Origin of the sequence: Vibrio sp. 10N.286.45.E10 (assembly GCF_002874195.2) — a bacterium.
In the GTDB taxonomy this organism is placed as follows: Bacteria; Pseudomonadota; Gammaproteobacteria; order Enterobacterales; family Vibrionaceae; genus Vibrio; species Vibrio crassostreae.
The window spans coordinates 1,172,870-1,194,355 of the sequence record NZ_MCWD02000001.1; the positions used below are offsets into that span (position 1 = coordinate 1,172,870).

Consider the following 21,486-nt stretch of genomic DNA (forward strand, 5'->3'; position numbering starts at 1 on the left):
TTACGTCGCTTTTTTTGTGGCGATTGTTAGATGGTAGAACAAGATAAGTCACTGAATTAATCGAGTAGATGATGGCACATCAGTTCAATAAAACTGACTGGCGATTCAAGCATTGGGGTATGTGACACGCCTTCAAGCTCAATCAAGTCAAATATTAATGTCGATGGTGGGTTTATCGCTAAAGCCGCTGCGATCCGCGGGCTTGGTTTTGTTGCTTTACCAAGAGAGTTTTGTCGTGAGGAAATAGAGCGGGGCACATTGGTTGAACAGTACTTAGATGACCAATTAGCGCCCCTGACGATATATATTCATTACCGTTCGATGAGTTATCACACACATCTAACTAAGCTGTTAGTCAACTTCATACGTGAACGAGCAAACTGATCGAGTTATTCGGCTTCTGAAAACTCTCTAAGCGCGCTCATTGCGGCTTCAGCTTTGTCTTTCTGAACGAAGATATGGTCATGGTAATAGCCAGCAATCACGTTGGCGCTAATACCGTATGAACCAAGCTTTGTGGCGAAAGCAGCGGTTAACCCAACCGCTTCAAGGCTTGAGTGTACAGACAAAGTAATCAAGCTAAACACACCATCGAAACTTAACTGCGCTTGAGTCGCCACTTCTTCTGTTAGTACTAAAGTTAACCCTTCTTTTTCTCGAAAGGTCGCCATCGGATTGAGGTGGACATAGTCGGCTAATTCTCCCTCTACCGTACAGAAAACATAGTTGCCTTCAATGAGTTCTGGTGACATGGACTTTAGCAGAATGTTTAAATCGGTAATGGCGGTCATCGTCTTTTTCCCTGCGTAATCGCGTTTGTTTATGGTGTTGGATAGTGCAGTCAAGATAGAGGTAAGCTGTCGGCGAGTACAATTAATAATATTTATTCACTATAAGCACGACTAATCGCCCGTAATTTTAATTCTGTATTTTACGGTTTTTGCAGCGTTTTGGTGTGTTATGTGTCAATAGTGAAGATCATTCCGCTTCCATATACCATTTTTATCTATGCATTCAACTTTTATTGAAATTAGAGCTTTTGATCAAATTATATAAATTGCGCTTGCATAAGCTTTTCAAAATAATTTGTCCCAACTCGAAGTTCCTAGTGAGATGAATATAAATTAATAAGCAACCTCATTGGTATTGTCTTAGGTTGAATTTGTAACACTGTTGCTTCACGTATTGAGCGTATAACGCTAGCTGTCTGCATTTTCGTGTTTGTCGTAGGTAACAACCAACAAACCTAAAATATCAAGGAACAAGCTATGTTAAAGAAAGTATTAAGTTGTTGTATTGCAGCCACATTTGGTATTTATTCCGCATCAAGTCTGGCTCAAGGTTCTGTTATAAATTCGACTGAAAACTCACAACAACCTATTGCTCCACTGGTGTTGGCTTCATCAGATGATGCTATCACTGATCGCTATATTGTTGTATTGAAACAACCGCAGATGCTAATGAATGACGCGGCTGGATTACAGCAGTTCACTCAACAAACGGTAGGCCTCATGGCCAATTCGTTTTCAATCAAAACAGACGATGTTTTTGATAGTTCCATTATTGGCTTTGTGGCAAATCTAGACGCACTTCAATTAAAGCGACTCAGACGTGATTCTCGGGTGGAATACATTGAACAAGACCAAATACTCAGTATCGATCCTGTTGTTTCAAATGAAGCCGTTCAAAGCAACGCGATTTGGGGGCTAGACCGAATAGATCAGAGAAACCTTCCTTTGGATCGAAACTACAATGCTAACTTTGATGGCTCTGGCGTCACAGCATATGTGATTGATACGGGAGTTAATAACAACCATGAGGAATTCGGCGGGCGCTCGGTTTCTGGCTATGATTTCGTAGATAATGATGCTGATTCGAGCGACTGTAATGGGCATGGTACCCACGTTGCAGGAACGATTGGCGGCAGCCAGTATGGTGTGGCTAAAAACGTTAATATTGTTGGGGTAAGAGTACTTAGCTGTTCGGGTTCAGGAACCACATCCGGCGTGATTTCTGGTGTGGATTGGGTAGCACAAAATGCATCAGGGCCTTCGGTCGCCAACATGAGTTTAGGTGGAGGTCAATCCACTGCATTAGATAGCGCGGTGCAAGGCGCGATTCAATCTGGAGTGAGTTTTATGTTGGCGGCAGGTAACTCAAATGCCGATGCGTGTAATACATCACCAGCTCGTGTACCAAGTGGTGTAACGGTAGGCTCAACGACCAGCTCTGATTCGCGTTCAAGTTTCTCGAACTGGGGCAGTTGTGTTGACCTATTCGCACCTGGGTCTCAAATTAAGTCAGCTTGGTATGATGGCGGCTATAAAACGATTAGCGGAACTTCCATGGCAACGCCACATGTTGCCGGCGTTGCTGCCTTGTACTTACAAGAAAACAACGGCTTAACACCGCTTCAACTCGCAGGGTTACTGAACTCAAGAGCCTCGGAGAATAAGGTTTCTGACACAAGAGGAACCACCAATAAACTGCTGTATAGTTTGACTGATAGTGGTTGTGAACCGGATTGCGGTGGTCCAACACCAGGACCAGATCCAGATGGAAAACTAGTCTCTGGCGTGCCGGTTAATGGACTGAGTGGCAGCCGAGGACAAAAGGACTACTTCTACATGGACTTAGAACAGGGCCAACAGCTGACAGTGGTCACCATTGGTGGCACAGGCGATGCGGATCTGTATCTTCGTTTCGGGGATAAACCAACGCTTAGTACGTGGGACTGCCGACCTTACCGATCGGGCAACAGCGAGACTTGTACGGTGAATGTCACCCAAAGCGGCAGATACCACGTTATGTTGAATGCATACTCGGCTTACAGTGGTTTGACGCTTCAAGCAAACTTTTAAATTTAGGTTTGAACAATGGTTTCAAAAAGTTACTCACTAGTTTAGTCGGTTCAAAAGACTGATAGCCAAAGCCCACCTTGTTGTGGGCTTTGTTCTTGGCTTGTAGCTGACAACAAAAAGATATGGCGTTGCTTTCTTAGGTTGATAAGCAGGAATTGGCGGTACTTAGACGAACTTTCGGTTACGTCTCAGAAAAGCTTGAAGTGTGTATGCTAGATTTAATAGTGATACACAACTGGAGATATCGATGATCTGGCTTTCGGTGAAAGTACTACAGATTGGACTTGTCTACGGATACAGGAAGTATCAACAAACAAAAAGAGCTCCAGTGTAGGGGCTCTTTTCTTTTGTTTTTCGAATAAACCGGTTTTATTTTGCATGGTAAGGAAAGAAAAATCGGTTTTGTCCGGTTTAATAACGAGTAGCTAAATGACTCCCTATTAATATCTCTTAACCGATAAGCGAAAGTATGTTGAAAATTGAACCTATTACCCCTCACATTGGCGCTCGTATTCATGGATTAAATCTTTCGGATTGCAGTGAGTATGAACTTGATGATGTGTACAAGGCGCTTATTACTTATCAAGTCATTTTCTTGGATGAACAAAGCCTCTCGCCTGAACAACACTTAGCGCTTGCCAAGCGTTTCGGAGAGCTCGAACCCGCTCATCCCTTCTTTCCGCGTGTAGAACAAGTCCCGCAAGTCAGTGTGATAGAAACTACTCGAGGTAATGCGCCAATGGAGAGTTATTGGCATACCGACTTAACCTGGCGGGAGCTACCATCTAAAGCCTCTCTATTGCATGCTCAACATGTACCGGATGTCGGTGGCGACACGATTTGGTGTTCGATGACCTCAGTGTTCGATTCATTAGATGAAAGCATGAAAGAAAAGCTAAGAGGCTTATCGGCAACGCATTCGTTAGTCGCGTTTGAGGGTATTGAATCGGACCAAATTGAGCTAGATTGGCATAAGTCGTTGCTGAAAACCGCGCAAGAAAATCCTCCAGTAGAACATCCTTTAGTACAAGTTCATCCAGAAACGGGCAAAGAGACGCTATATATCAACGAGCAATTTACCCGTTACATCAATGAACTCAAACGTGAAGAGAGTGATTCACTACTTCGCCAGCTTTTTGAAATTGCACGACGACCAGAGTATCAAGTGCGTTTCAAATGGAACAGGGGCTCAATGGCGATATGGGACAACAGGGTCACTCAGCATTATGCTGTGATTGATTACGGTGATACGCCAAGAAAAATGCACCGAGTAACAGTGACCTAAGGTTGTAAATCAAGTACAACTCGAAGCGCCTAAATATTTTGACTCATCGGTTAATGTGATTTATTTTTAGCGCTAATGTTCAACTCAAGACAAACATAAGGAGGATTTTTATGAAAGTGTGTGAATTTAACTTCGCGCCTATTTTTTGGTACGACCAAAACTCAAGTTTTAACACTATCGTGCTGCGATAACCAAAACTTGAGCGAAGCATTTCAATATAACCTTCAATAGAGTTTCTTCACTCTAGTTTACTTGGTTGTTGTCAGCGAATGACGACAGCGCTTTTTTGCGCTTGAAACTTGAGTAAACAAATGACTACATTAATATCTACATCATCCATTTCTTACGATCTAACATCATGCCGATTATTTGATGGGCTTTCCTTTACCATTAAGAAAGGTGACCGCATTGGCCTTATTGGCAGTAATGGCTGTGGCAAAAGCACCTTATTACGTCTGTTAAACAAAGATTTACCTGACTGTGTAGGGAATGTTTCCTTCGCCTCGAATGCCGTAGTTGCCTTGATTGAGCAACACTTACCTAAGCGACTGTTAAGCCTAACAATGCTCGATGCTGTGACCGACAACCTTACTTTAAACATGCAGCAAACAGAGCAATGGCGTGCACAAATTACTCTTTCTAATTTAGGGTTTGATGAAAGCTATTGGAACCAGCCGGTAGGCACTTTAAGTGGCGGTCAATACGCGCGAGTGTTAGTCGCGAGAGCATTGATTCTTGAGCCAGATGTCCTGTTGCTAGATGAACCAAGTAACCACTTAGATCTACCGACGTTACTTTGGTTAGAGCAGTTTCTGAAAGATTGGAGAGGGACGTTTGTCATGGTTTCGCATGATCAACGATTACTCGACCACGTCACCGATTCTACTTGGGTGTTACGTGACAAAAGGATACTTAGCTTTAGCCAAAAATGCACCGAAGCTAGAAAAGCACTGGAAGATAAAGATCGAACGGATGCTGAAAGGCAACAAGCAGAAAAGAAAGAGATCGACCGCATCGAAAAGAGCGCTCATCGTTTAGCGATTTGGGGGCGTGACTTTGACAATGAAGGTCTGTCACGAAAAGCAAAAAGCATTGAAAAGCGCGCTGAAGGGTTACGCTCGACCATGACTCGTTTAGATTCCGTTGAACCATGGACACTAAGCTTGTCCGGTGAATCCATGAAGGCCAATCGACTACTTGAATTGTCGGAGGTGCCAATTACCGCCGCTGACGACCAAGCGCCACTGTTTGAAGTGCTGTTCCAACAGATAAAGAGCGGTGACCGTGTTGCTGTGCTAGGCAAAAATGGGGCGGGTAAGTCATCGCTTCTGAAAGTATTGTGGGCGAATTATCAGGCGTCTCAACTTGGAGATAATGGTTATTTTCACCCAAATGCTGAAGTCGGGTATTACGACCAAAGCCTTCACCAATTACGTGATGACCATTCACTAATAGATTCACTTTACTCATTTTATCCTGTTTCGGAGGAAGCTAGAAAAATGGCTTTGATTAGCGCGGGTTTTTCCTATGAAAGACACGAGCAAAAGATCGCAGAGCTTAGCGGTGGCGAGCGTTCTCGACTGCTGTTTGTTGGGCTATCGCTAGCGAAGTATCACTTCCTGTTGTTGGATGAGCCCACTAACCACCTTGATATTGAAGGTAAGGAAGAGCTGGTGAATTGCTTAACTCAATTTGAAGGGGGGCTACTGTTGGTCAGCCATGATCGAGAGTTGATTGAAAAATCATGCAATCGATTCTGGTACATCAATGATGGTCCACTTGTGGAAATGACTTACTTAGATGCGGTGTATGAGGCGATGTCTGTCGGTAATCCGGTCGTTAGCTTAGAGGCGAATGACACAGCGCCAAGCTCGGTGTTGTTATCCAAATCTGAGTTTATCGAAAATCACCACTCAAATACGGCACAAAACGATGAAGAGTTGCTTTTGGAAAGGCTGTTGGAGTTGGAAGAGTTACTGACACAAGACCAGTCTCGAAAAGCAAAACATCAAAAGCCAGATCTTCAACATAAATGGCAGCAAGAAATAGAAACTATCAATATGAAATTGGAGCTTAGTTAGCTTTACATATCAGTTAGTTCTACATATCAATTAGTTGTAAATTTCAATTAGCTGCGCGTGTTAGTTTGCTAAAAATCTTGGTTAGCTGCGCTCGCCAGTTGACTCGATATAACATTGATGAGTTGTGTGTGCTCGGCTGTGATCGCTGAGCACGCATGACCAAAGGTTCTTTAGTTATTCTGAATCCGCTAAAGGCTTTTGTTACTTTTGTCAGTATTTATACTGACTCCAAATTCAAGTTTAAAAGCAAAAACCTTGATATATATTTGATTCAAACCTCACTGCTCGGAGGTGATGTGTAATATAATCGGCGCCTAAATATAAGAATAAAAATTAAACCATAGAACCAGTAAACGTTAGGGCTTAGAGAACAAAGTATTTCGTATGAACGCTATTCGCAAAGTTTATCAATACGCAGAACCTAATCTCACCCTTGTAGGTTGGATGGGCTTTGTCGGCTTTCCCATTTACTACATTATATGGGAGTTTTTGTTCCCTCAACCATATGAAAACCTACCGCTGCGTCTAGCGTGTTCGGTATTATTTTTAGGCATCATTTCCCGTAATCGTGTGCCATTTGAATGGCGCAAATACCTTCCGGCTTATTACCAAGTTGCGGTAACCCTCTGTTTGCCGTGTTTCTTCTTTTACATGCTGCTGATGAACAATTGGTCCAACGTTTGGGTCATGTCTTTTATGTCGGCTATATTTCTGCATATTTTGTTGGTGCACGTCACTAAAGTCATGTTCGCTCAAACTTTTGCCGGAATTGGAATTGCGACGTTATGTGCTTGGGTGGCACAAGGCTTCTACCTCGAAATCACAATGGATTGGACGCATGTACCCATCTTCTTGTTTATCTACCTGTTCGGCAACTTGTTCTACTTCCGTAATCAGGTGGAACACGAGAACAAGGTATCACTGGCGAAGTCTTTTGGTGCTGGTATTGCCCACGAAATGCGAAACCCATTAAGTGGTTTGTTGACCTCTATTGATGTCATGCAATCCATATTGCCGGACCCAAAAAGTGGCGACCACAAAGGGCAATATGCGCTGAGTAATGAAGACGTTATCCAGTTGCGAGAAGTGGGTGATGAAGCGATGGAGATCATTCACTCAGGTAACGAAACGATTGATCTGTTATTGACTTCAATTGACGAAAACCGAGTCTCTCGCTCGACCTTTAAAAAGCATTCGGCGCAAGCGGTCGTGGAGGGTTCGATTGCCAGCTTTAATTACAAGCGCGCAGCCGATAAATCTGCCATTTCTTTAGACGTACAAAGCGACTTTGACTTCTTAGGAAGCGATACCTTGTTGAAGTACGTGATGTATAACCTGTTCAAGAACGCATTCCATCATCGCAGCCCTGAAGATTTCCATATTCATGTCACGATGTGCAGTGATGAAGTAACCAATCAAATCATGGTGACGGATAACGGCTCTGGCATATCAAGTGATGTGATTCGCCGTATCTTCCAAGACTTCTACACCACAGGCCAATCGGGTAACTACGGTTTAGGCTTGCCATTTTGTCAGAAGGTAATGCGCTCGTTTGGTGGTGAAATCAAATGTCAGTCGGAAGTGGAGCAATGGACGCAATTCACGATGACGTTTCCAGCTCTGACATCCAACTCAGTGAAAGAGATTAAGAGCGAACTGACTAAGTTAAAGGGCGTGGTGATGATCAGTGATCAGAAGGTTCTGAACAGTAAAATGACCGAGATGTCGCGTTTTATGGGCTTTGACCTCACTATTATGGATGTCGCTTCTGCGCTTAAAAATAAGGAATATCAGTTCGAATTTGATTTGGTTTTCGTTGATATGGAGAGCTTGGATCTACGAGCTAGCTGCTTGGAGAGGATTGAATCACTGCTTTCGTTTACCGAAGCTCGAATCATTTACCTCTATGAGCATCATCCGATTAGGCGTGTATGTAACGTCACTTTCGAGCCTATTTGGGTGGAAACACAAGTTTGGCTACTCAATACCAAAGCGACCATCGACCGTTTACTGTTCGATTCCAATTACGTGATGCCGTCTGTGCCAGTAAAACCGTTAGAGGCTGCGAACAAACGTACGATTATGGTGGTGGATGACAATGAATCTTTGCGCCGTTTTACTGCGATGTTATTGGAAAAACAGGGCTTTGATGTGGTGCAGAAACAAGATGGTCAGCAAGCGTTAGATGCGTTGGATAGCGACGATATTGACCTGATTCTCATGGATATCGAAATGCCAATCATGGATGGTGTGGAAGCGTCTCGCCGAATTCGAAGTGCCAACAAGGCATACTCTTCAGTGCCGATTATTGCCCATACCGGTGATAGTTCGCCCGTCACTTTGGAAAAAATGGAATCATCAGGCATGTCTGATTTCATCGTCAAACCCGCAGATAAAAACCGACTGTTCGATAAGATTGCTCACTGGATCTAGTGAATGTCATAGTTTGAGCTACACGACCATCGTGTCGGCGACTCAAATACAAGAAAGAGCTCAGCGAATTGCTGGGCTCTTTTTGTTTAGCGACATGGTAGCGTCCATTCAGTCCTGCCGTTTTTAGTTAAAGAATTAGTGTGTTCAGAGCTATACGAATTCTAACTCTGGGTGATGGTACGCCTCATGACAAACCGTGAGCACATGGTCAATGTCTCGTGGAGTCATGTCGGCATTCACTGAAAATCGGATGATGTTCTTATTCTTCCCTGTCGCTGGGCGGCAGAACACTGCACCGAACACATCACGTTCTTCAAGGAAATCGCGCACTCGCTCTGTATTTCTTTCATTACCACACTCTAGCGAGACGATTTGAGATTCACTACGGATGTTAAAGCCAATCCGTTTTAGACCCGTAATGAGCGACTGTGCTCGCTTAAACATGGCTTCTCGTTTGTCATCTGCACCTTTAATCACCTCCAATGTTTTCTCTAAACGAATCACTTCTTGCGGCAATACGGTTGAGCTAAAAATGGCAGGATAAGCAACAAACGGCAGTGTCTCAGACAATTGTTTGGGGCCTAGGATCGCGCCAGCACGGTACGCAAAAGTTTTGGCCAAGCTGACAGTAATGAAATCGACTTGGTTAGTGAGCCCAAGTGCTTCAACGAGTCCAGCACCTTTGGTGCCATGAGTCCCCAGAGAGTGCGATTCATCAACCACGAGTGCACAATCAAACTCTTGCGCCATTTCGTAGATGTCGCGGAGTGGGGCAATCGTGCCAATGGTGCTATAGACCGAATCTACAACAATGACGCCAGAGCCATAGCGCTCAAGCTGCTTGCGCAGATGGTTCATATTGTTATGCATGAACGGATGCGCGCTCGCACCTGCGGCTCGAATACCTTCCCATAAAGACATGTGGGCAAAGAAATCAATATACACAGGAGCTTGTGGTGGACAGATGGTTTGCAGTAAGCCTATGTTCGCCGCCCAACCAGACTGAGAGAGCAAGCAGCTTTCCATTCCTACATAGCTCGCTAGCTCATTTTCAAAGGCGGGTTTTGAATCCTCGTCTTGTAAGAAAATCGCCGACATGACGATGTTGTCATCATGTTCACCAATCGCTTGCTGGTGGGCTTGTTGAATCTGTTTGTTGTGCGACAGCGCGAGGTAATCGTTGCTTTGCATCACAACTGAATTGAGCCTAGGACGTTTACCCAGAACTAAGTGTGTTTGGCTTTCGTTCTGGGTAATGAGGTCTTCAATGTAATGGTTTAAGCGTTCTTCAATAAAGGAAGGTAGTGGTTTATTTTTGGTTTTATCACTCATAATTATTCTCTTCATATACAGGATAACGCCAGCGCTGACGGGTGTATATTGACGACAAAAAATGAGGTGTCATTAGCTAAGTTGCATAAATGGGCACACCCTTGCAAACTCAATATTTATGGGTTTTAAGGTGAGTGGATTTCCTTACGGTAACGAGCTTTAGCCCCGTTAAAATCAGAATAATAAATGCCTTTTTTATAATAACTAACGATGAAAAAACTAAAGTTCAAAGCTTGGGTGGAAGCTATTTGCTGACACATTGTCGGAGAAGTTTAATCAAGTCATCTAGCTGTTGTTTGGCCGCTCCCTCTAGCGAATAACCAATGTTGATGCGTAAGCAGTTGCTATAGAGATCAAGAGTGCTGAATAGGTGTCCAAGTCGAATATCAATCTTTTTCTCGGTAACGGCTTGAGCAAAAATTGGTTGATTCAGATTTGGAATCTGTAGCCAAAGTACCATGCCACCTTGTGGGTTACTGATCTTTACATCTGGAGGCAGGTGTTGGGTTAAATAGCTGAGGTATTGTTGGCGCAAAGAGAGGATTTGAGAGCATCTTCTTCTAACGTGTTTGGCGTATTGGCCTGATTCGATAAAGTCAGCAACCGCGAGTTGAGTCGGCAGGGCGACGCCATAGCTAGCAGCAGAAAACTGAGCCTTGTACTCCTCTATGTATCTGCCAGGCAAACACCAGCCTAAACGATAACTGGGTGAAAGGCTTTTCGATACCGACCCACACCACATCACGTATCCGCCTTTGTCATAGTATTTTGCTGGCAGAGGCGTGTGTGATGAGTATGACAGCTCCAAATACACATCGTCTTCAATGATGGGTACTCGATAGTGGTTCGCTAATTCAGCCAGTTTTTGCTTTTGACTGGCAGACATATTGATCCCCTGAGGATTCATATGGGAGGTACAGAAGATTGCTGCATCCACACGTTTGTTTTTCAGATGTGTTTCTAGCTGTTTTAGGTCGACACCGTCATCCAAAGACGGGATCTCGATGATCTGGCGTGACATCTTGCCGAGCAAGTCCAGAATACCGTTGAAGCAAGGAGAGCTGATGGCAATGGTGTCACCTTCTTTGGTGCAGGATTCGAGAGCGGCTTTAATCGCCGACATACAGCCTGCCGTGATCACCATTTCGTCAGGTCCAAAGTGGACATCAAGCTTGGAAAAGTGGGTGGACAAAGCTTGTCTTAACATCGGCTCGCCCTGCGTATCAGGGTAGTGATTAAGCCTGTCGCCCATACGTTTGATAGAACGGCGGAAACTGCGTTCTAGTTCAACAATCGATTGTTCATCATTAATGGTGCTAGAGACCCCTAAAGGCCCATTGATTGAGTTGTGAGTCGATGAAGTTTGCTTAACTTTGGAAATCTTACTTTCAAACTGCGCCCATTCAGGTGTTGAATGAACAGGCTTGTGAGGCGAGACAAAATACCCCGCTTGCGGGCGAGAATGAATCCAACCCTGTGATTCTAACTCTTGGTAACAGCTTACTACGGTCGACATGCTGATCGCCTGTTGCTTAGCTAATTGGCGCAGTGAAGGCATGCGCCCCCCTTCGGGTCTTTTGCCTGTTTCTATCTCATCGATAAACTGATTGGCTAGCTTTCTGTAGATGCTCATTGTCACGACCGTTATTAACTGTACTGGTTTTTATTGTAAAAATTGTATCTGTACCGGTTTTATTTTTCAAGGGATACTCTTTTAAAACAAAGGAGGGGTCAGTATGAAAAGAAATGATTTGTTGTTAGCGGTGTTCGTCATGGCAATTTGGGGATTCAATTTCTCGATGATCAAAATGGGCGTGACCAATGTGCACCCTTTGTTGGCAACGGCTGCGCGTTTCTCGCTAGCGGTGATTCCAGTGATATTTTTTGTGGCGAGACCGAATGTCGCTTGGCGCTATTTAGTCAGTTATGGCTTTGTGTTCGGTGTGGGTATTTGGGGTATGGCTTCATGGTCAATCACAGCGGGGCTCTCATCAGGGTTGTCGTCGGTATTGCTTTCTACCAACGTATTAATTGGTATGGCCGTTGGGGTATGGGTTTTCAAAGAAAGTGCGTCGGTTCGTAAGTTAATTGGTGCGATGTTAGCCATGTTTGCACTCGCAGTCTTAGTCTCGGCGGCACAGGGTAATATCACCGTTAATGGCGTGATCTTGATTATGATAGCAGCGTGCAGTTGGACTCTAATGGGCGTGATTGTTAAGGCATCTAAAACCACTCAAGCTTTTGCGTTCAATGTCTGGGGAATGTTGTTTGCGCCGGTTCCATTGGTGTTATTTGCAGTGATGCTACACGGTGATCAAATTATCTGGCAGGGCATCGAACAATGGGATTGGAATACGACGATTGCTGTTCTGTTTCAGGCTTACCCAACCACATTGTTTGGTTACTGGGTGTGGAATAAGTTGTTAATCCAATATCCGTTAAGCACAACGGCACCGTTAACCCTACTAGTACCAATTTTTGCATTGATCAGCGGTTACTTTATGTATGACGAAGTATTGTCAGTCGCTCAAGTGGTTGCATCGGTGCTGTTTTTAGTCGGGATTGGTTTGATAGTGAAGCCTGCGAAGGCTTCTAATTCTCAAGCTACAACGAAACTCGCAGAACAAAAGTGATTGATAATCGGACAGTATTCAATGAAACGGATAGAGTTCAAATGCTTTGAATAACAATAAGGCCTCGCACTTGCGAGGTCTTACTCTATGTCGAAGAAGTGAAGTTACTTAAAGAATTAATTAACAGCACTCTATTCACTTGCTCTCAATGAACTAGCTCTTAATTAATAACTCTATTAACTAAGCGATCAAGTCACCATACACTTGAGTAATTGGCACTCTAGTTCTTCATCCATTTGGTGCCCGATCACTTCAATTCTAGTTTCGGCACACTCATCGAGTTCTGATTCGGTCAAACCATCCTCTGTTAAGTTGTAGCCAAAGATACCATTTGGAGTAATGAACACTGCTTTCATGCGTTCTACTTTCAAGCCGACTAGAAATCGTCGTAAACGCTGGTGGTCGAACAGTTTGTCAGCCGCGAATCGCCAACCAATACTTTCAAACCCTTCACCTTGGTTGCTCGCCTTTATCATACCGCTCTCTGGCATCGGTAATTCTGAAGCGAGTGGCTTATCTTGCTTATGATGGTGGTGATGGTGCCCGTGAGCTTGGTGGTGATAGAAATTACTGTTTCCATCAAACTCGTCGTATGGGATCTTACCGTGATGAGCAAAGATCAGCTTAGTGTCAGGGTGACAAACCTGAGCAATGTACTCCGCCAGCTTTTCTGCATCGCCATTGTTATATAGGTCTACTTTATTACCTACAATCGTATCGGCAATGGTAATTTGCTGGTTGAAAGTATCGTGTTCAGAGTAACGTGTATCAGACAGTTTGCGAGCATCGACCAAGGTGATGTTCTTTTGTAGTGACAGCACTTTACGATAATGCTCTGAAGACAAGACTGCTAACACTTCTTTTGGGTGGCCGAGTCCAGTAGGTTCAATCAGTAAGCGGTCTGGTTTCGCCTCAGAAAGCAATTGATTGAGTGCTATCTGCATCGGTAGCCCTGCGGCACAACACATGCAGCCACCGGGTACTTCACGAATAAAAACTCGCTGCTGTTTGGTTTGATTGCCTTCGAATAAGCTTCCATCGACGCCAATTTCTCCAAATTCATTTACCAAAATAGCCCAGTTTTCATCTACGGGTTTGTTCTTCATTAGGTTGAGAATCGCGGTAGTTTTACCTACGCCGAGAAAGCCGGTAATGATATTGGTTGGGATACCCAAGAGAGGTTTGTTATCAGAGCTCATTGGCAATTCTCCTATAACCTTGCACAAGGGTATGGTTGGCCGAAACAACAGACTCTGAAAACGCAGAATACTCAGGTGGTACCTTTGAGATATTGTTCAAATCAAACCCTGAACCGATGTTGGTCATTGGTGGTACATGGAAGCTTTCAGGTAAGTCGTGGCCGTCCACCACACAGTTATGGCGAATTACACAACCTTTGCCAATCACCGCATTAAAGACGACTGAGTTGAAGCCAATAAATACGTCGTCACAGACCTGACAAGGACCATGAATGATCGATCGGTGAGCGATGGATGAGCGTTCACCAATAGTGACGGCTGCGCCAGCTTTTGAATGAATAACCACACCATCTTGAATGTTGGTGTCGCGCTTAATCACGATGGCTTCCATGTCACCTTGTTCGTTGACCTCGTCAGCTCGAATCACAGCGTAAGGGCCAATAAACACGTTGTCTTCAATGATTACCTTGCCACAAATAATGGCAGTCGGGTCAATGAAAGCGGTCTCCGATACTTCTGGCATGTGACCGCTTGGATTTCTTCTTAACATATTGATTTCTTTTTATTGATTGGTAATAACTGCTGAACTAACGCTCAAATGAGAGCCTCATTGCAGGAGTGACCATGTCACTCGATATTTCTTTTGATGTATCAGCGGTATGCGTATCTTGGTTCTCAGGGGATTCTGGATTGCTATATACCTTGGCGCCATTGACCCAGGTGTGCTTGATCTGAGCTGAGAATTCGTGCCCTGCGAACGGTGACCATCCACATTGATACAAACTATTTTCATTGCTGACTAGAGTTGGTGTCTGTGGATCGACTAATACTAAATCGGCGAAGTAGCCCTCACGGATATAGCCGCGTTCCTGTATCGCATAACGGGTCGCTGGGTTATGTGCGGTTTTCTCGACCACCTGATCAACAGTCAAGGTTCCAGCATGTACGTGGTCAAATAGGCTCAACAAGGCGTGCTGTACCAGAGGTAACCCTGCTGGTGCTTGTTCGTAAGGAACTTGTTTCTCTTCCCATGTATGTGGCGCGTGGTCTGTTGCGATGATGTCGATTTGGCCCGTGCTCAACGCTGTTAATAGAGCGTCTCTATCACTAGGGTATTTGACGGCTGGATTACACTTAATTTGGTTACCGAGCGTTGTGTAATCTTTATTGCTAAACCATAAGTGATGGACACAAGCTTCTGCGGTAATACGTTTTCCCTGAATGGATCCGGCTTCAAACTGAGCGAGTTCTTTTTCTGTCGTGATATGCAACACATGAAGTTGGCTGTTGTGTTTTGTAGCTAGCTCAATCGCATAAGAAGAAGAGGCATAGCAGGCGTTGTCGTCTCTTAGAATAGGGTGATCTTCAATCGTGAAAACCGTTTTCTCTTTTCTCAATTCTTCTTGGTTATTAGCGATAACAGGCCGGCTTTCACAATGGGTGACAATCAGGACGGGAGAATCACGAAATATGGCATCGAGTGCTTGAGGATCTTCAACCAACAGGTTACCCGTTGAAGCGCCCATAAACACCTTTACACCACAGTGTTTGGTCGGGTCGAGCAGCTTGATTTGCTCTAGGTTATCTTCAGTTGCACCTAGGTAAAAAGAGTAGTTAGCCAGTGAATTCTGTGCTGCGATATCAAATTTTTTTTCTAAGGCTTCAATGGTCGTTGTGGCAGGGTTTACGTTTGGCATCTCCATATAGCTGGTAATACCGCCTGCAACCGCAGCTCGTGACTCAGTGGCGATTGAGCCTTTGTGTGTCAAACCCGGCTCACGAAAGTGAACTTGGTCGTCAATCATTCCAGGGATTAAGTAACAGCCTTGAGCATCAATGACCTCATCGTTTGGGCTCGGTGAAATGTGGTTTGCGATCTTTTCGATTCGCTGGTCTACGACCAATACATCCGTTTCGGTGACGATGCCTTCGTTAACCACGCGGGCATTCTTTATGAGCGTTGCAGACATAACGTTTCACTTTCTCCTTGTTGATGGGGCAAATACTATTGGGAATGGTTAAGAGAGTAGGAGCATCATTAAGTGGAAGCGGTCGCATCTTGGTTAGCGCATTCATCGCACACACAACTTATCTCTAACTGAGGGCTAACAACGGTGAAGCCTTCTTGCTTAGCGTGAGATTGAAGGTCGCGAATAATGGCAGGGTGGATGGTTTGCTCGCTGATCTTGTCGCATTTGGAGCAGATCAAAAATTGGGGGATGCCATGTTCATGTTCACAAAGAATATGGTCGCAAAGTATGAATTTATTGGAGACTTTCAGTTTATGCGCCAAGTGGTGCTCTTCTAAGAACTCCAACACTCGATAAACCGACATCGCCTGAACATTCTGATCAAAGTGCTCTTTACAGTAATCGACAATTTCATAGGCAGACAGCGCTTTGTCAGCGTGTACCAATGCACGCAATATCAACAGTCTCTTTGCCGTAAACTGTTTGCCATTGGTTTTGCAGCCGTGTTTTACATGCTTAATGATCGCTTCGACGTCTCGCATTCAATCCACTAAATTAGAAACAATATAGAGATGTTATAACATAACAATTTGAGTGGTGAAACGTACTTTTGGTTTTGTTAGTACTAAGTGTAAGGCTAGCGCATTTTAACCGCAGACTCTAAAAGCACTGAGCGGTATTCATCATTCAGTGCTGCATTCTTTTTCTTTCGAGCCATACTCATCTTTTGGGTTGTATCAAACTTAAACAAGTTGAGGGCTATTTTCCTTAACGCATTAAAAGCCAACGCACCATTTCCTTTTCTAATTCGGCATTCATCTTCTCTGAAGGTCATGTCTAACATCCAGTGCATACTCTCTACTTGCCAATGACCACGGACAGCTTTAAGTGCTTGTTCTGCATCTAATTCCAGTGAACTGATATACCAACGAGTCTCTTTGCTAACCTTGCATGTTATGGAGTGCTCGACCTCAGAAGTGATTTTAATAATGCTTCTAAGTCCCTCCCACTGATATTGTTTAGTCAGCCATTCTTTATCAACCACAAGGTGCTCACAGTGTCGCGTCTCGATTCGACCATGTCCTGCGTCTACATCCGTGTGTTGAGCATAGTTCTTCTCGGTGAATTGCTCTCGACACGCCTTATGCCACCAAGCTTCTAGCTCTGCCTGCATCGTTGAGTGATTCCCTTTTAGGGCCAAGACATAGTCCGCTTTGCTTTGAACTATTTGTTTGGCAATCTTGCGCTGACAACCCATCGCATCGAGTGTGATGATGCGGTTCTCTATATCAAGTAAGGTTAACAATTTAGGAATAGCGGTTATTTCATTGCTTTTATCGTCAACGGCGGCCTGACCTAAAACAAGTTGGTTGGAGCAACTCCACGCACTCACCGAATGAAGCGGATTTTTTCTTCCGCGAGTATCGAAAGAGTGGCGTGCTGTTTTGCCATCTACGGCAATGATATCAGTGCCTGTCGTTTGAACTAGCGTCTTCATCCACGACTGAAACGCTTGCTCAATCTCATCTGCTCTGAGTTTGGTGATAACTCTTGCAATTGTATCGTGACGAGGGATGCCATTGAGGAATGGACGGTATTTACGAAGCCAATCTAAACGATTATGGCCGAAATCTTCGATGTCCTCCCAGCCCTCCGCGCCAGAAATCACCGCACTAATAGCAAGTAAAAGAATATCTAAGAGTTGGTGTTTTTTACATCGTTCAATGCGAGGGTCAACGATGTTTTCGAAATGCTCTAGAAACGAATCAGACATGGAAAAGACTCTAAATGGATAATAGTTACCAGATCTGATCCCTTAAATTAGGAAAAGTTCAAATTTATAATGATCTTGCCTTAGTACTAAGTGTGACTATTATTAGTTTTAAATGAAGTAAGGACATGCGACGTTTTTAGGTTGGATACGGAGTTTCCGTTGGGTAATACCGTTTTAAAACGTCAACGAGCGTGACGCATATCTGCATTCCGATATTGACACAATCGAATTAAATGCTGAAATGATACGAATCTCATATTTAATAACGCTTATTTAGTAACCTCTGTTGAGTTCGATATCAAATCAAGTGGCTGATTTTATTGGGTATCGGAGAAAAGTCTCAGAAATTAATATTTAGAAAACTAAAGTTTTAAATATTGGCTAATTTAGTTTGGTTGGAGTATAATTCTGTTTGATGGCCGAGAAGTAGAGGTTTTTCAGCTATATGTGTGAATTTAGGAGCGAGTTATCTTTCTGATTTGAAAGAATAATTCAATAGTTCAGATAAAAAAGTTGGCGAAAATCAGAAGCTTGGCATACACTTTCCTTGTAAATGACCTTATCTCATTGATTGAATAGGGTAAATGCTTTGGCGCTACTGGCGATAGTAGCAATGTTTAACATAGCTTTGAGGAAAGTTTTATGGCACTCACGAAGGCCGATTTGGCTGAGAACCTGTTTGAGACACTCGGATACAGCAAGCGGGATGCCAAGGAAACGGTGGAAGTGTTTTTCGAAGAAGTTCGTAAAGCACTCGAAAATGGCGAACAGGTAAAACTGTCTGGTTTTGGTAACTTTGATCTTCGCGAGAAAAACGAGCGACCTGGTCGTAACCCGAAAACTGGTGAAGACATTCCAATTTCTGCTCGACGTGTTGTTACTTTTAGACCGGGACAAAAATTAAAGGCCCGAGTCGAGAATATTAAAATCGAGAAGTAGCCAAGCAATAGACCACGCCAAGCGTGGTCTTTTTGTTTGTGCGCCGAGCATGGCGTTGATCTAGGAGGTGAAAGTCCTCTACGGGCTCAGTCGAGCGAGAACCGTTAGCCTATGCAAGGGTGTTCACCGTGAGGTGAAATCTGAAGGAAGCAAATGGCAAAACTTGGTTGTGACGAACAGAAATCTGATAGTAGGTCATTACAACTTGGGCAACCTAGCAATAGATAGAATAGCCCGATGCCTCGACGGGAAGTGTGTAGTGATAAATCAGGCACGGCCAAGGGAAAGAGCAACGTCTTACCTCGGGAGATCTTATTACTTGTCTCGATAGAGACTAATACAGCAGCGATGCGGTATGACGAGCAATAAGAAGTCAGCAGAAGGCATAGTACCTTAAGGAAGTACAACTTAAGGGAAGGCCCGAACTGAATATATCAAGAAGCAGTCACTAGACACTCAATCATGTGGGGTCATAGCAAGATGAAAACCATCTCTACGTCCCAATGGGCGATACAGCAAGTAAAGCTCATGGTGATGAAGAATGACAAGCATGATTGGCGTAAACAGGAGGACGAGTCTTGGTGATCTCAACGTCGTTGATGGAGCAAATCTGCTCTTCAACCAACTTGAATCAAGCTCTACGAAGAGTGAAGAAGAACAAAAGGATGTGCAGGTGTCGACAAACTCGACATAGATGCGACTATCTCAACACTTCGACAGGCTTCAAATGGGCAAGCGCTTCGCCAGAGTCTTCTGGAAGGAAGCTACCAACCTCAACCGGTACTTGGTGTAGAAATCCCTAAACCTAGTGGTGGCGTAAGGCAACTAGGTATCCCAACCGTGCTTGATAGAGTTGTCCAACAGGCAATGACCTCAGTACTGTCAGATATCTATGACCCCAAGTTCTCCAATAGCAGTTACGGATTTAGACCAAACCGCAGTGCGCACCATGCATTAACGGCAGCCAGTCATTACATCCGAGAAGGTCGAGGTTATGTTGTAGATATCGACCTAGCGAAATACTTCGACACAGTGAATCACGATAGACTGATGTACAGACTGTCACAGGACATCAGTGATAAACGAGTGTTGAAGCTCATCAGGTCATATCTACAGGCAGGCATAATGCGAAACGGGATGGTTGAACAGAGACAAAGAGGGACACCACAGGGTGGACCATTATCCCCGTTGCTATCCAATATCGTATTAGATGAACTGGATAAAGAGTTAGAGCGCAGAGGGCATAAGTTCTGTCGATATGCAGACGACTGCCAAATCTACGTTCATAGTGAAGAAGCCGCTTATCGAGTTAAAGAGTCGATAACGGAGTTCTTGGAGCAAAAGCTGAAGCTCACGGTAAATCGAGAGAAAAGTGGTGCGACAAGAGTGACAGAGCGGACTTACTTAAGCCACCGCTTCGGGATAGATGGAACAATCCATCTATCGAAGGCAGCACAAACTCAAATGAAGAAGCGAGTGCGGCAGATAACGAAGCGAAACCGAGGGCGAGAGTTGCAAGCAGTCATAGCGGAATTAACTCAATACCTAAGAGGTTGGCAACACTACTTCAAACTCGCCATACGGAAAAGCAGCTTGCAGCGCTTAGACGAATGGATACGGCGACGGCTACGATGTTACCGCTTAAAACAACGCAAACGCAGATACGGCATAGCGACATGGTTACAACAACAAGGTGTAACGGAGCGCAACGCGTGGAAGGTAGCGATGTCAGATAAAGGGTGGTGGCACTTGGCCTTAACGCCGCAGTTAAATCACGCCATGCCAATAAAATGGTTCGAGGAGTTGGGCCTGTACTCATTGCGAGATGGGTATGAGTCACTGAAAATATATTCGGAACCGCCGTATGCGACCCACGCTTGTACGGTGGTGTGAGAGGACGGAGGCCGTGAGGCCTCCTCCTACTCGATTTGCGGTTCATACATCGTCTGTTGACTTTTTTGTCGCTAGTTCCCCTTAGTAGCATGACCTTACTCTCTTTTTTTCGTTGCTCTCCTCGTTAATTACCATTAGTGAAATCTCTATATTTTGCTGTCTGATAGGAATGGAGTAAGGAAAGCAAATCGAGAACACCAATAACAAGAAAGGGCTGCGATTATGCAGCCCTTTGTCGTTCTTGTTTATGATAATTGCTTAGCCAGTGACTAAGCTGCTTTGATGTGCGTTGTAATGTACGGTTGCCATGCTTGTTGGTAAAGCTCTAAAGATTGGCGTCTTAGGCTATTGATTTGCGCCGCTTCGATATCGTTGATTGGGCGTTTTTCTGCAATCGCGTGACGCTCAATGCCTTGGATTATTTCATATAGCTCGTGCTCAGGGCCGCTTTTCACATCAGCAATCGCTTTTAAGTGAAGTTGAACCTCCGCAATGATGTTGGTTTTTGGCAAACGAACCAATAAGTTAAGGTCACGGTATCCAGAATCAGCCGGTGATTTAAACTTGTTCTTCAGCTTAACAACGTCTGCTTCGCGGCTTAGCGCTTCGTAAACTTCAACCAAGCTCTCTACATCGTTCGCGATGATAGTTGCACGGGCTAAGTCGGTAATTTTTGTTACGTCACCATCAAGCTCAAGAGCGATTTTTTCTTCTGCACGAGCTTGAGATTTAACGCCAGCAAAGAGCGCTTCAGAATTGGTGAGTAGGGCTGTGCTTTTACAGATAGTTTCTAGTTCAGCTTGGCCTTGATGCGCTTTGCTGTACAGAATATCGAAGTCGGTATAAGGTTGAGTCGGACGTGAGTCGAATGCTTTAATGCCATACAAGCCGCTTAGGCTATGGCGGAATACATTTGATGAAACTTGGTTTTGCGATGACGCTGTGCGTGATTGATCAGTTGAACTTGTTGAAACAGGTGCTGCTGCGAATGCAGGCGCTCGGCTCAATACCAGAAGCATTAGGGCCGTCGTACGGAGAAATACACTCATTCAAACTCCAAAATACAAGGTTACAAAAAACGGGTAG

The 21,486-nt window shown here is 44.3% G+C and carries 15 protein-coding genes and 2 pseudogenes; 8 read left to right on the forward strand and 9 right to left on the reverse strand.

Annotated features, from left to right (window positions below):
- Window positions 1-138: 138 nt before the first annotated feature.
- Window positions 139-384, forward strand: a pseudogene (locus BCU34_RS05170) (LysR substrate-binding domain-containing protein); the annotation flags it as partial.
- 5 nt (window positions 385-389) lie between these two features.
- On the opposite strand, the gene BCU34_RS05175 reads toward BCU34_RS05170, so the two are convergent.
- Complete coding sequence (locus tag BCU34_RS05175) at window positions 390-791, reverse strand: ACT domain-containing protein (RefSeq protein ID WP_102431758.1); 402 nt, start codon at window positions 789-791, stop codon at window positions 390-392.
- A 477-nt stretch (window positions 792-1,268) separates the two neighbouring features.
- Here BCU34_RS05175 and BCU34_RS05180 point away from each other — a divergent pair, with 477 nt between their 5' ends.
- The 4 genes from BCU34_RS05180 to BCU34_RS05195 all read left to right on the forward strand — a co-directional run bounded on the left by BCU34_RS05180 (window position 1,269) and on the right by BCU34_RS05195 (window position 8,660).
- Window positions 1,269-2,861 (forward strand): S8 family peptidase, encoded by a 1,593-nt coding sequence (locus BCU34_RS05180; RefSeq protein WP_102478370.1) that lies wholly within the window; start codon window positions 1,269-1,271, stop codon window positions 2,859-2,861.
- A 469-nt stretch (window positions 2,862-3,330) separates the two neighbouring features.
- Window positions 3,331-4,146, forward strand: coding sequence for a TauD/TfdA dioxygenase family protein (locus tag BCU34_RS05185; protein WP_102431760.1), 816 nt, complete (start codon window positions 3,331-3,333; stop codon window positions 4,144-4,146).
- Window positions 4,147-4,457: 311 nt separating this feature from the next.
- Complete coding sequence (locus BCU34_RS05190) at window positions 4,458-6,227, forward strand: ABC-F family ATP-binding cassette domain-containing protein (RefSeq protein WP_102478369.1); 1,770 nt, start codon at window positions 4,458-4,460, stop codon at window positions 6,225-6,227.
- Between the two features lie 384 nt (window positions 6,228-6,611).
- Window positions 6,612-8,660, forward strand: coding sequence for a hybrid sensor histidine kinase/response regulator (locus BCU34_RS05195; protein ID WP_102480590.1), 2,049 nt, complete (start codon window positions 6,612-6,614; stop codon window positions 8,658-8,660).
- Window positions 8,661-8,810: 150 nt separating this feature from the next.
- On the opposite strand, the gene cqsA is transcribed toward BCU34_RS05195, so the two are convergent.
- A complete protein-coding gene (gene cqsA, locus BCU34_RS05200; protein ID WP_102480589.1) occupies window positions 8,811-9,992 on the reverse strand; it encodes an alpha-hydroxyketone-type quorum-sensing autoinducer synthase in 1,182 nt (393 codons plus the stop codon).
- 244 nt (window positions 9,993-10,236) lie between these two features.
- Window positions 10,237-11,625: a PLP-dependent aminotransferase family protein gene (locus tag BCU34_RS05205; protein ID WP_102480588.1), complete on the reverse strand. Its 1,389-nt coding sequence runs from the start codon at window positions 11,623-11,625 to the stop codon at window positions 10,237-10,239.
- Window positions 11,626-11,728: 103 nt separating this feature from the next.
- Here BCU34_RS05205 and BCU34_RS05210 point away from each other — a divergent pair, with 103 nt between their 5' ends.
- Window positions 11,729-12,625, forward strand: a complete 897-nt coding sequence (locus BCU34_RS05210) for an EamA family transporter (protein WP_102431765.1) — start codon at window positions 11,729-11,731, stop codon at window positions 12,623-12,625.
- Between the two features lie 188 nt (window positions 12,626-12,813).
- Here BCU34_RS05210 and BCU34_RS05215 read toward each other — a convergent pair whose 3' ends face one another.
- The 5 genes from BCU34_RS05215 to BCU34_RS05235 form a co-directional block, all read right to left on the reverse strand.
- Window positions 12,814-13,824: a CobW family GTP-binding protein gene (locus BCU34_RS05215; RefSeq protein ID WP_102480587.1), complete on the reverse strand. Its 1,011-nt coding sequence runs from the start codon at window positions 13,822-13,824 to the stop codon at window positions 12,814-12,816.
- On the reverse strand, window positions 13,814-14,374 hold the full coding sequence (locus tag BCU34_RS05220; RefSeq protein WP_102431767.1) for a carbonate dehydratase: 561 nt from the start codon (window positions 14,372-14,374) through the stop codon (window positions 13,814-13,816). The genes BCU34_RS05215 and BCU34_RS05220 overlap by 11 nt, the downstream gene beginning before the upstream one ends.
- A 37-nt stretch (window positions 14,375-14,411) precedes the next feature.
- On the reverse strand, window positions 14,412-15,794 hold the full coding sequence (locus BCU34_RS05225; RefSeq protein ID WP_102431768.1) for a dihydroorotase: 1,383 nt from the start codon (window positions 15,792-15,794) through the stop codon (window positions 14,412-14,414).
- 68 nt (window positions 15,795-15,862) lie between these two features.
- Window positions 15,863-16,336, reverse strand: coding sequence for a Fur family transcriptional regulator (locus tag BCU34_RS05230; protein ID WP_048664859.1), 474 nt, complete (start codon window positions 16,334-16,336; stop codon window positions 15,863-15,865).
- Window positions 16,337-16,431: 95 nt separating this feature from the next.
- Window positions 16,432-17,568 carry an ISAs1 family transposase gene (locus tag BCU34_RS05235; protein WP_413286263.1) on the reverse strand — a complete coding sequence of 379 codons (1,137 nt, stop codon included), beginning with the start codon at window positions 17,566-17,568 and terminating at the stop codon, window positions 16,432-16,434.
- A 642-nt stretch (window positions 17,569-18,210) separates the two neighbouring features.
- Between BCU34_RS05235 and ihfA the strand changes: the two genes are divergently transcribed.
- Both ihfA and ltrA read left to right on the forward strand, forming a co-directional pair.
- The gene (gene ihfA, locus BCU34_RS05240; RefSeq protein ID WP_004734853.1) at window positions 18,211-18,507 is read left to right on the forward strand and encodes an integration host factor subunit alpha; all 297 of its coding nucleotides are present in this window, start codon (window positions 18,211-18,213) and stop codon (window positions 18,505-18,507) included.
- 599 nt (window positions 18,508-19,106) lie between these two features.
- A pseudogene (gene ltrA / locus BCU34_RS05245) lies at window positions 19,107-20,400 on the forward strand (group II intron reverse transcriptase/maturase).
- Between the two features lie 269 nt (window positions 20,401-20,669).
- Here ltrA and BCU34_RS05250 read toward each other — a convergent pair.
- Window positions 20,670-21,449: a RelA/SpoT domain-containing protein gene (locus tag BCU34_RS05250; protein WP_102431769.1), complete on the reverse strand. Its 780-nt coding sequence runs from the start codon at window positions 21,447-21,449 to the stop codon at window positions 20,670-20,672.
- Window positions 21,450-21,486 lie beyond the last annotated feature (37 nt).

Excerpts from the sequence above, each read along its gene's own strand:
- cqsA (WP_102480589.1), bottom strand. The coding sequence starts at position 9,992 with ATGAGTGATAAAACCAAAAATAAACCACTACCTTCCTTTATTGAAGAA.
- BCU34_RS05205 (WP_102480588.1), bottom strand. The coding sequence starts at position 11,625 with ATGAGCATCTACAGAAAGCTAGCCAATCAGTTTATCGATGAGATAGAA.
- BCU34_RS05215 (WP_102480587.1), bottom strand. The coding sequence starts at position 13,824 with ATGAGCTCTGATAACAAACCTCTCTTGGGTATCCCAACCAATATCATT.
- BCU34_RS05235 (WP_413286263.1), bottom strand. The coding sequence starts at position 17,568 with ATGTCTGATTCGTTTCTAGAGCATTTCGAAAACATCGTTGACCCTCGC.
- BCU34_RS05225 (WP_102431768.1), bottom strand. The coding sequence starts at position 15,794 with ATGTCTGCAACGCTCATAAAGAATGCCCGCGTGGTTAACGAAGGCATC.
- BCU34_RS05190 (WP_102478369.1), top strand. The coding sequence starts at position 4,458 with ATGACTACATTAATATCTACATCATCCATTTCTTACGATCTAACATCA.
- BCU34_RS05230 (WP_048664859.1), bottom strand. The coding sequence starts at position 16,336 with ATGCGAGACGTCGAAGCGATCATTAAGCATGTAAAACACGGCTGCAAA.
- BCU34_RS05185 (WP_102431760.1), top strand. The coding sequence starts at position 3,331 with ATGTTGAAAATTGAACCTATTACCCCTCACATTGGCGCTCGTATTCAT.
- BCU34_RS05175 (WP_102431758.1), bottom strand. The coding sequence starts at position 791 with ATGACCGCCATTACCGATTTAAACATTCTGCTAAAGTCCATGTCACCA.
- BCU34_RS05195 (WP_102480590.1), top strand. The coding sequence starts at position 6,612 with ATGAACGCTATTCGCAAAGTTTATCAATACGCAGAACCTAATCTCACC.
- BCU34_RS05180 (WP_102478370.1), top strand. The coding sequence starts at position 1,269 with ATGTTAAAGAAAGTATTAAGTTGTTGTATTGCAGCCACATTTGGTATT.
- BCU34_RS05250 (WP_102431769.1), bottom strand. The coding sequence starts at position 21,449 with ATGAGTGTATTTCTCCGTACGACGGCCCTAATGCTTCTGGTATTGAGC.
- ihfA (WP_004734853.1), top strand. The coding sequence starts at position 18,211 with ATGGCACTCACGAAGGCCGATTTGGCTGAGAACCTGTTTGAGACACTC.
- BCU34_RS05210 (WP_102431765.1), top strand. The coding sequence starts at position 11,729 with ATGAAAAGAAATGATTTGTTGTTAGCGGTGTTCGTCATGGCAATTTGG.
- BCU34_RS05220 (WP_102431767.1), bottom strand. The coding sequence starts at position 14,374 with ATGTTAAGAAGAAATCCAAGCGGTCACATGCCAGAAGTATCGGAGACC.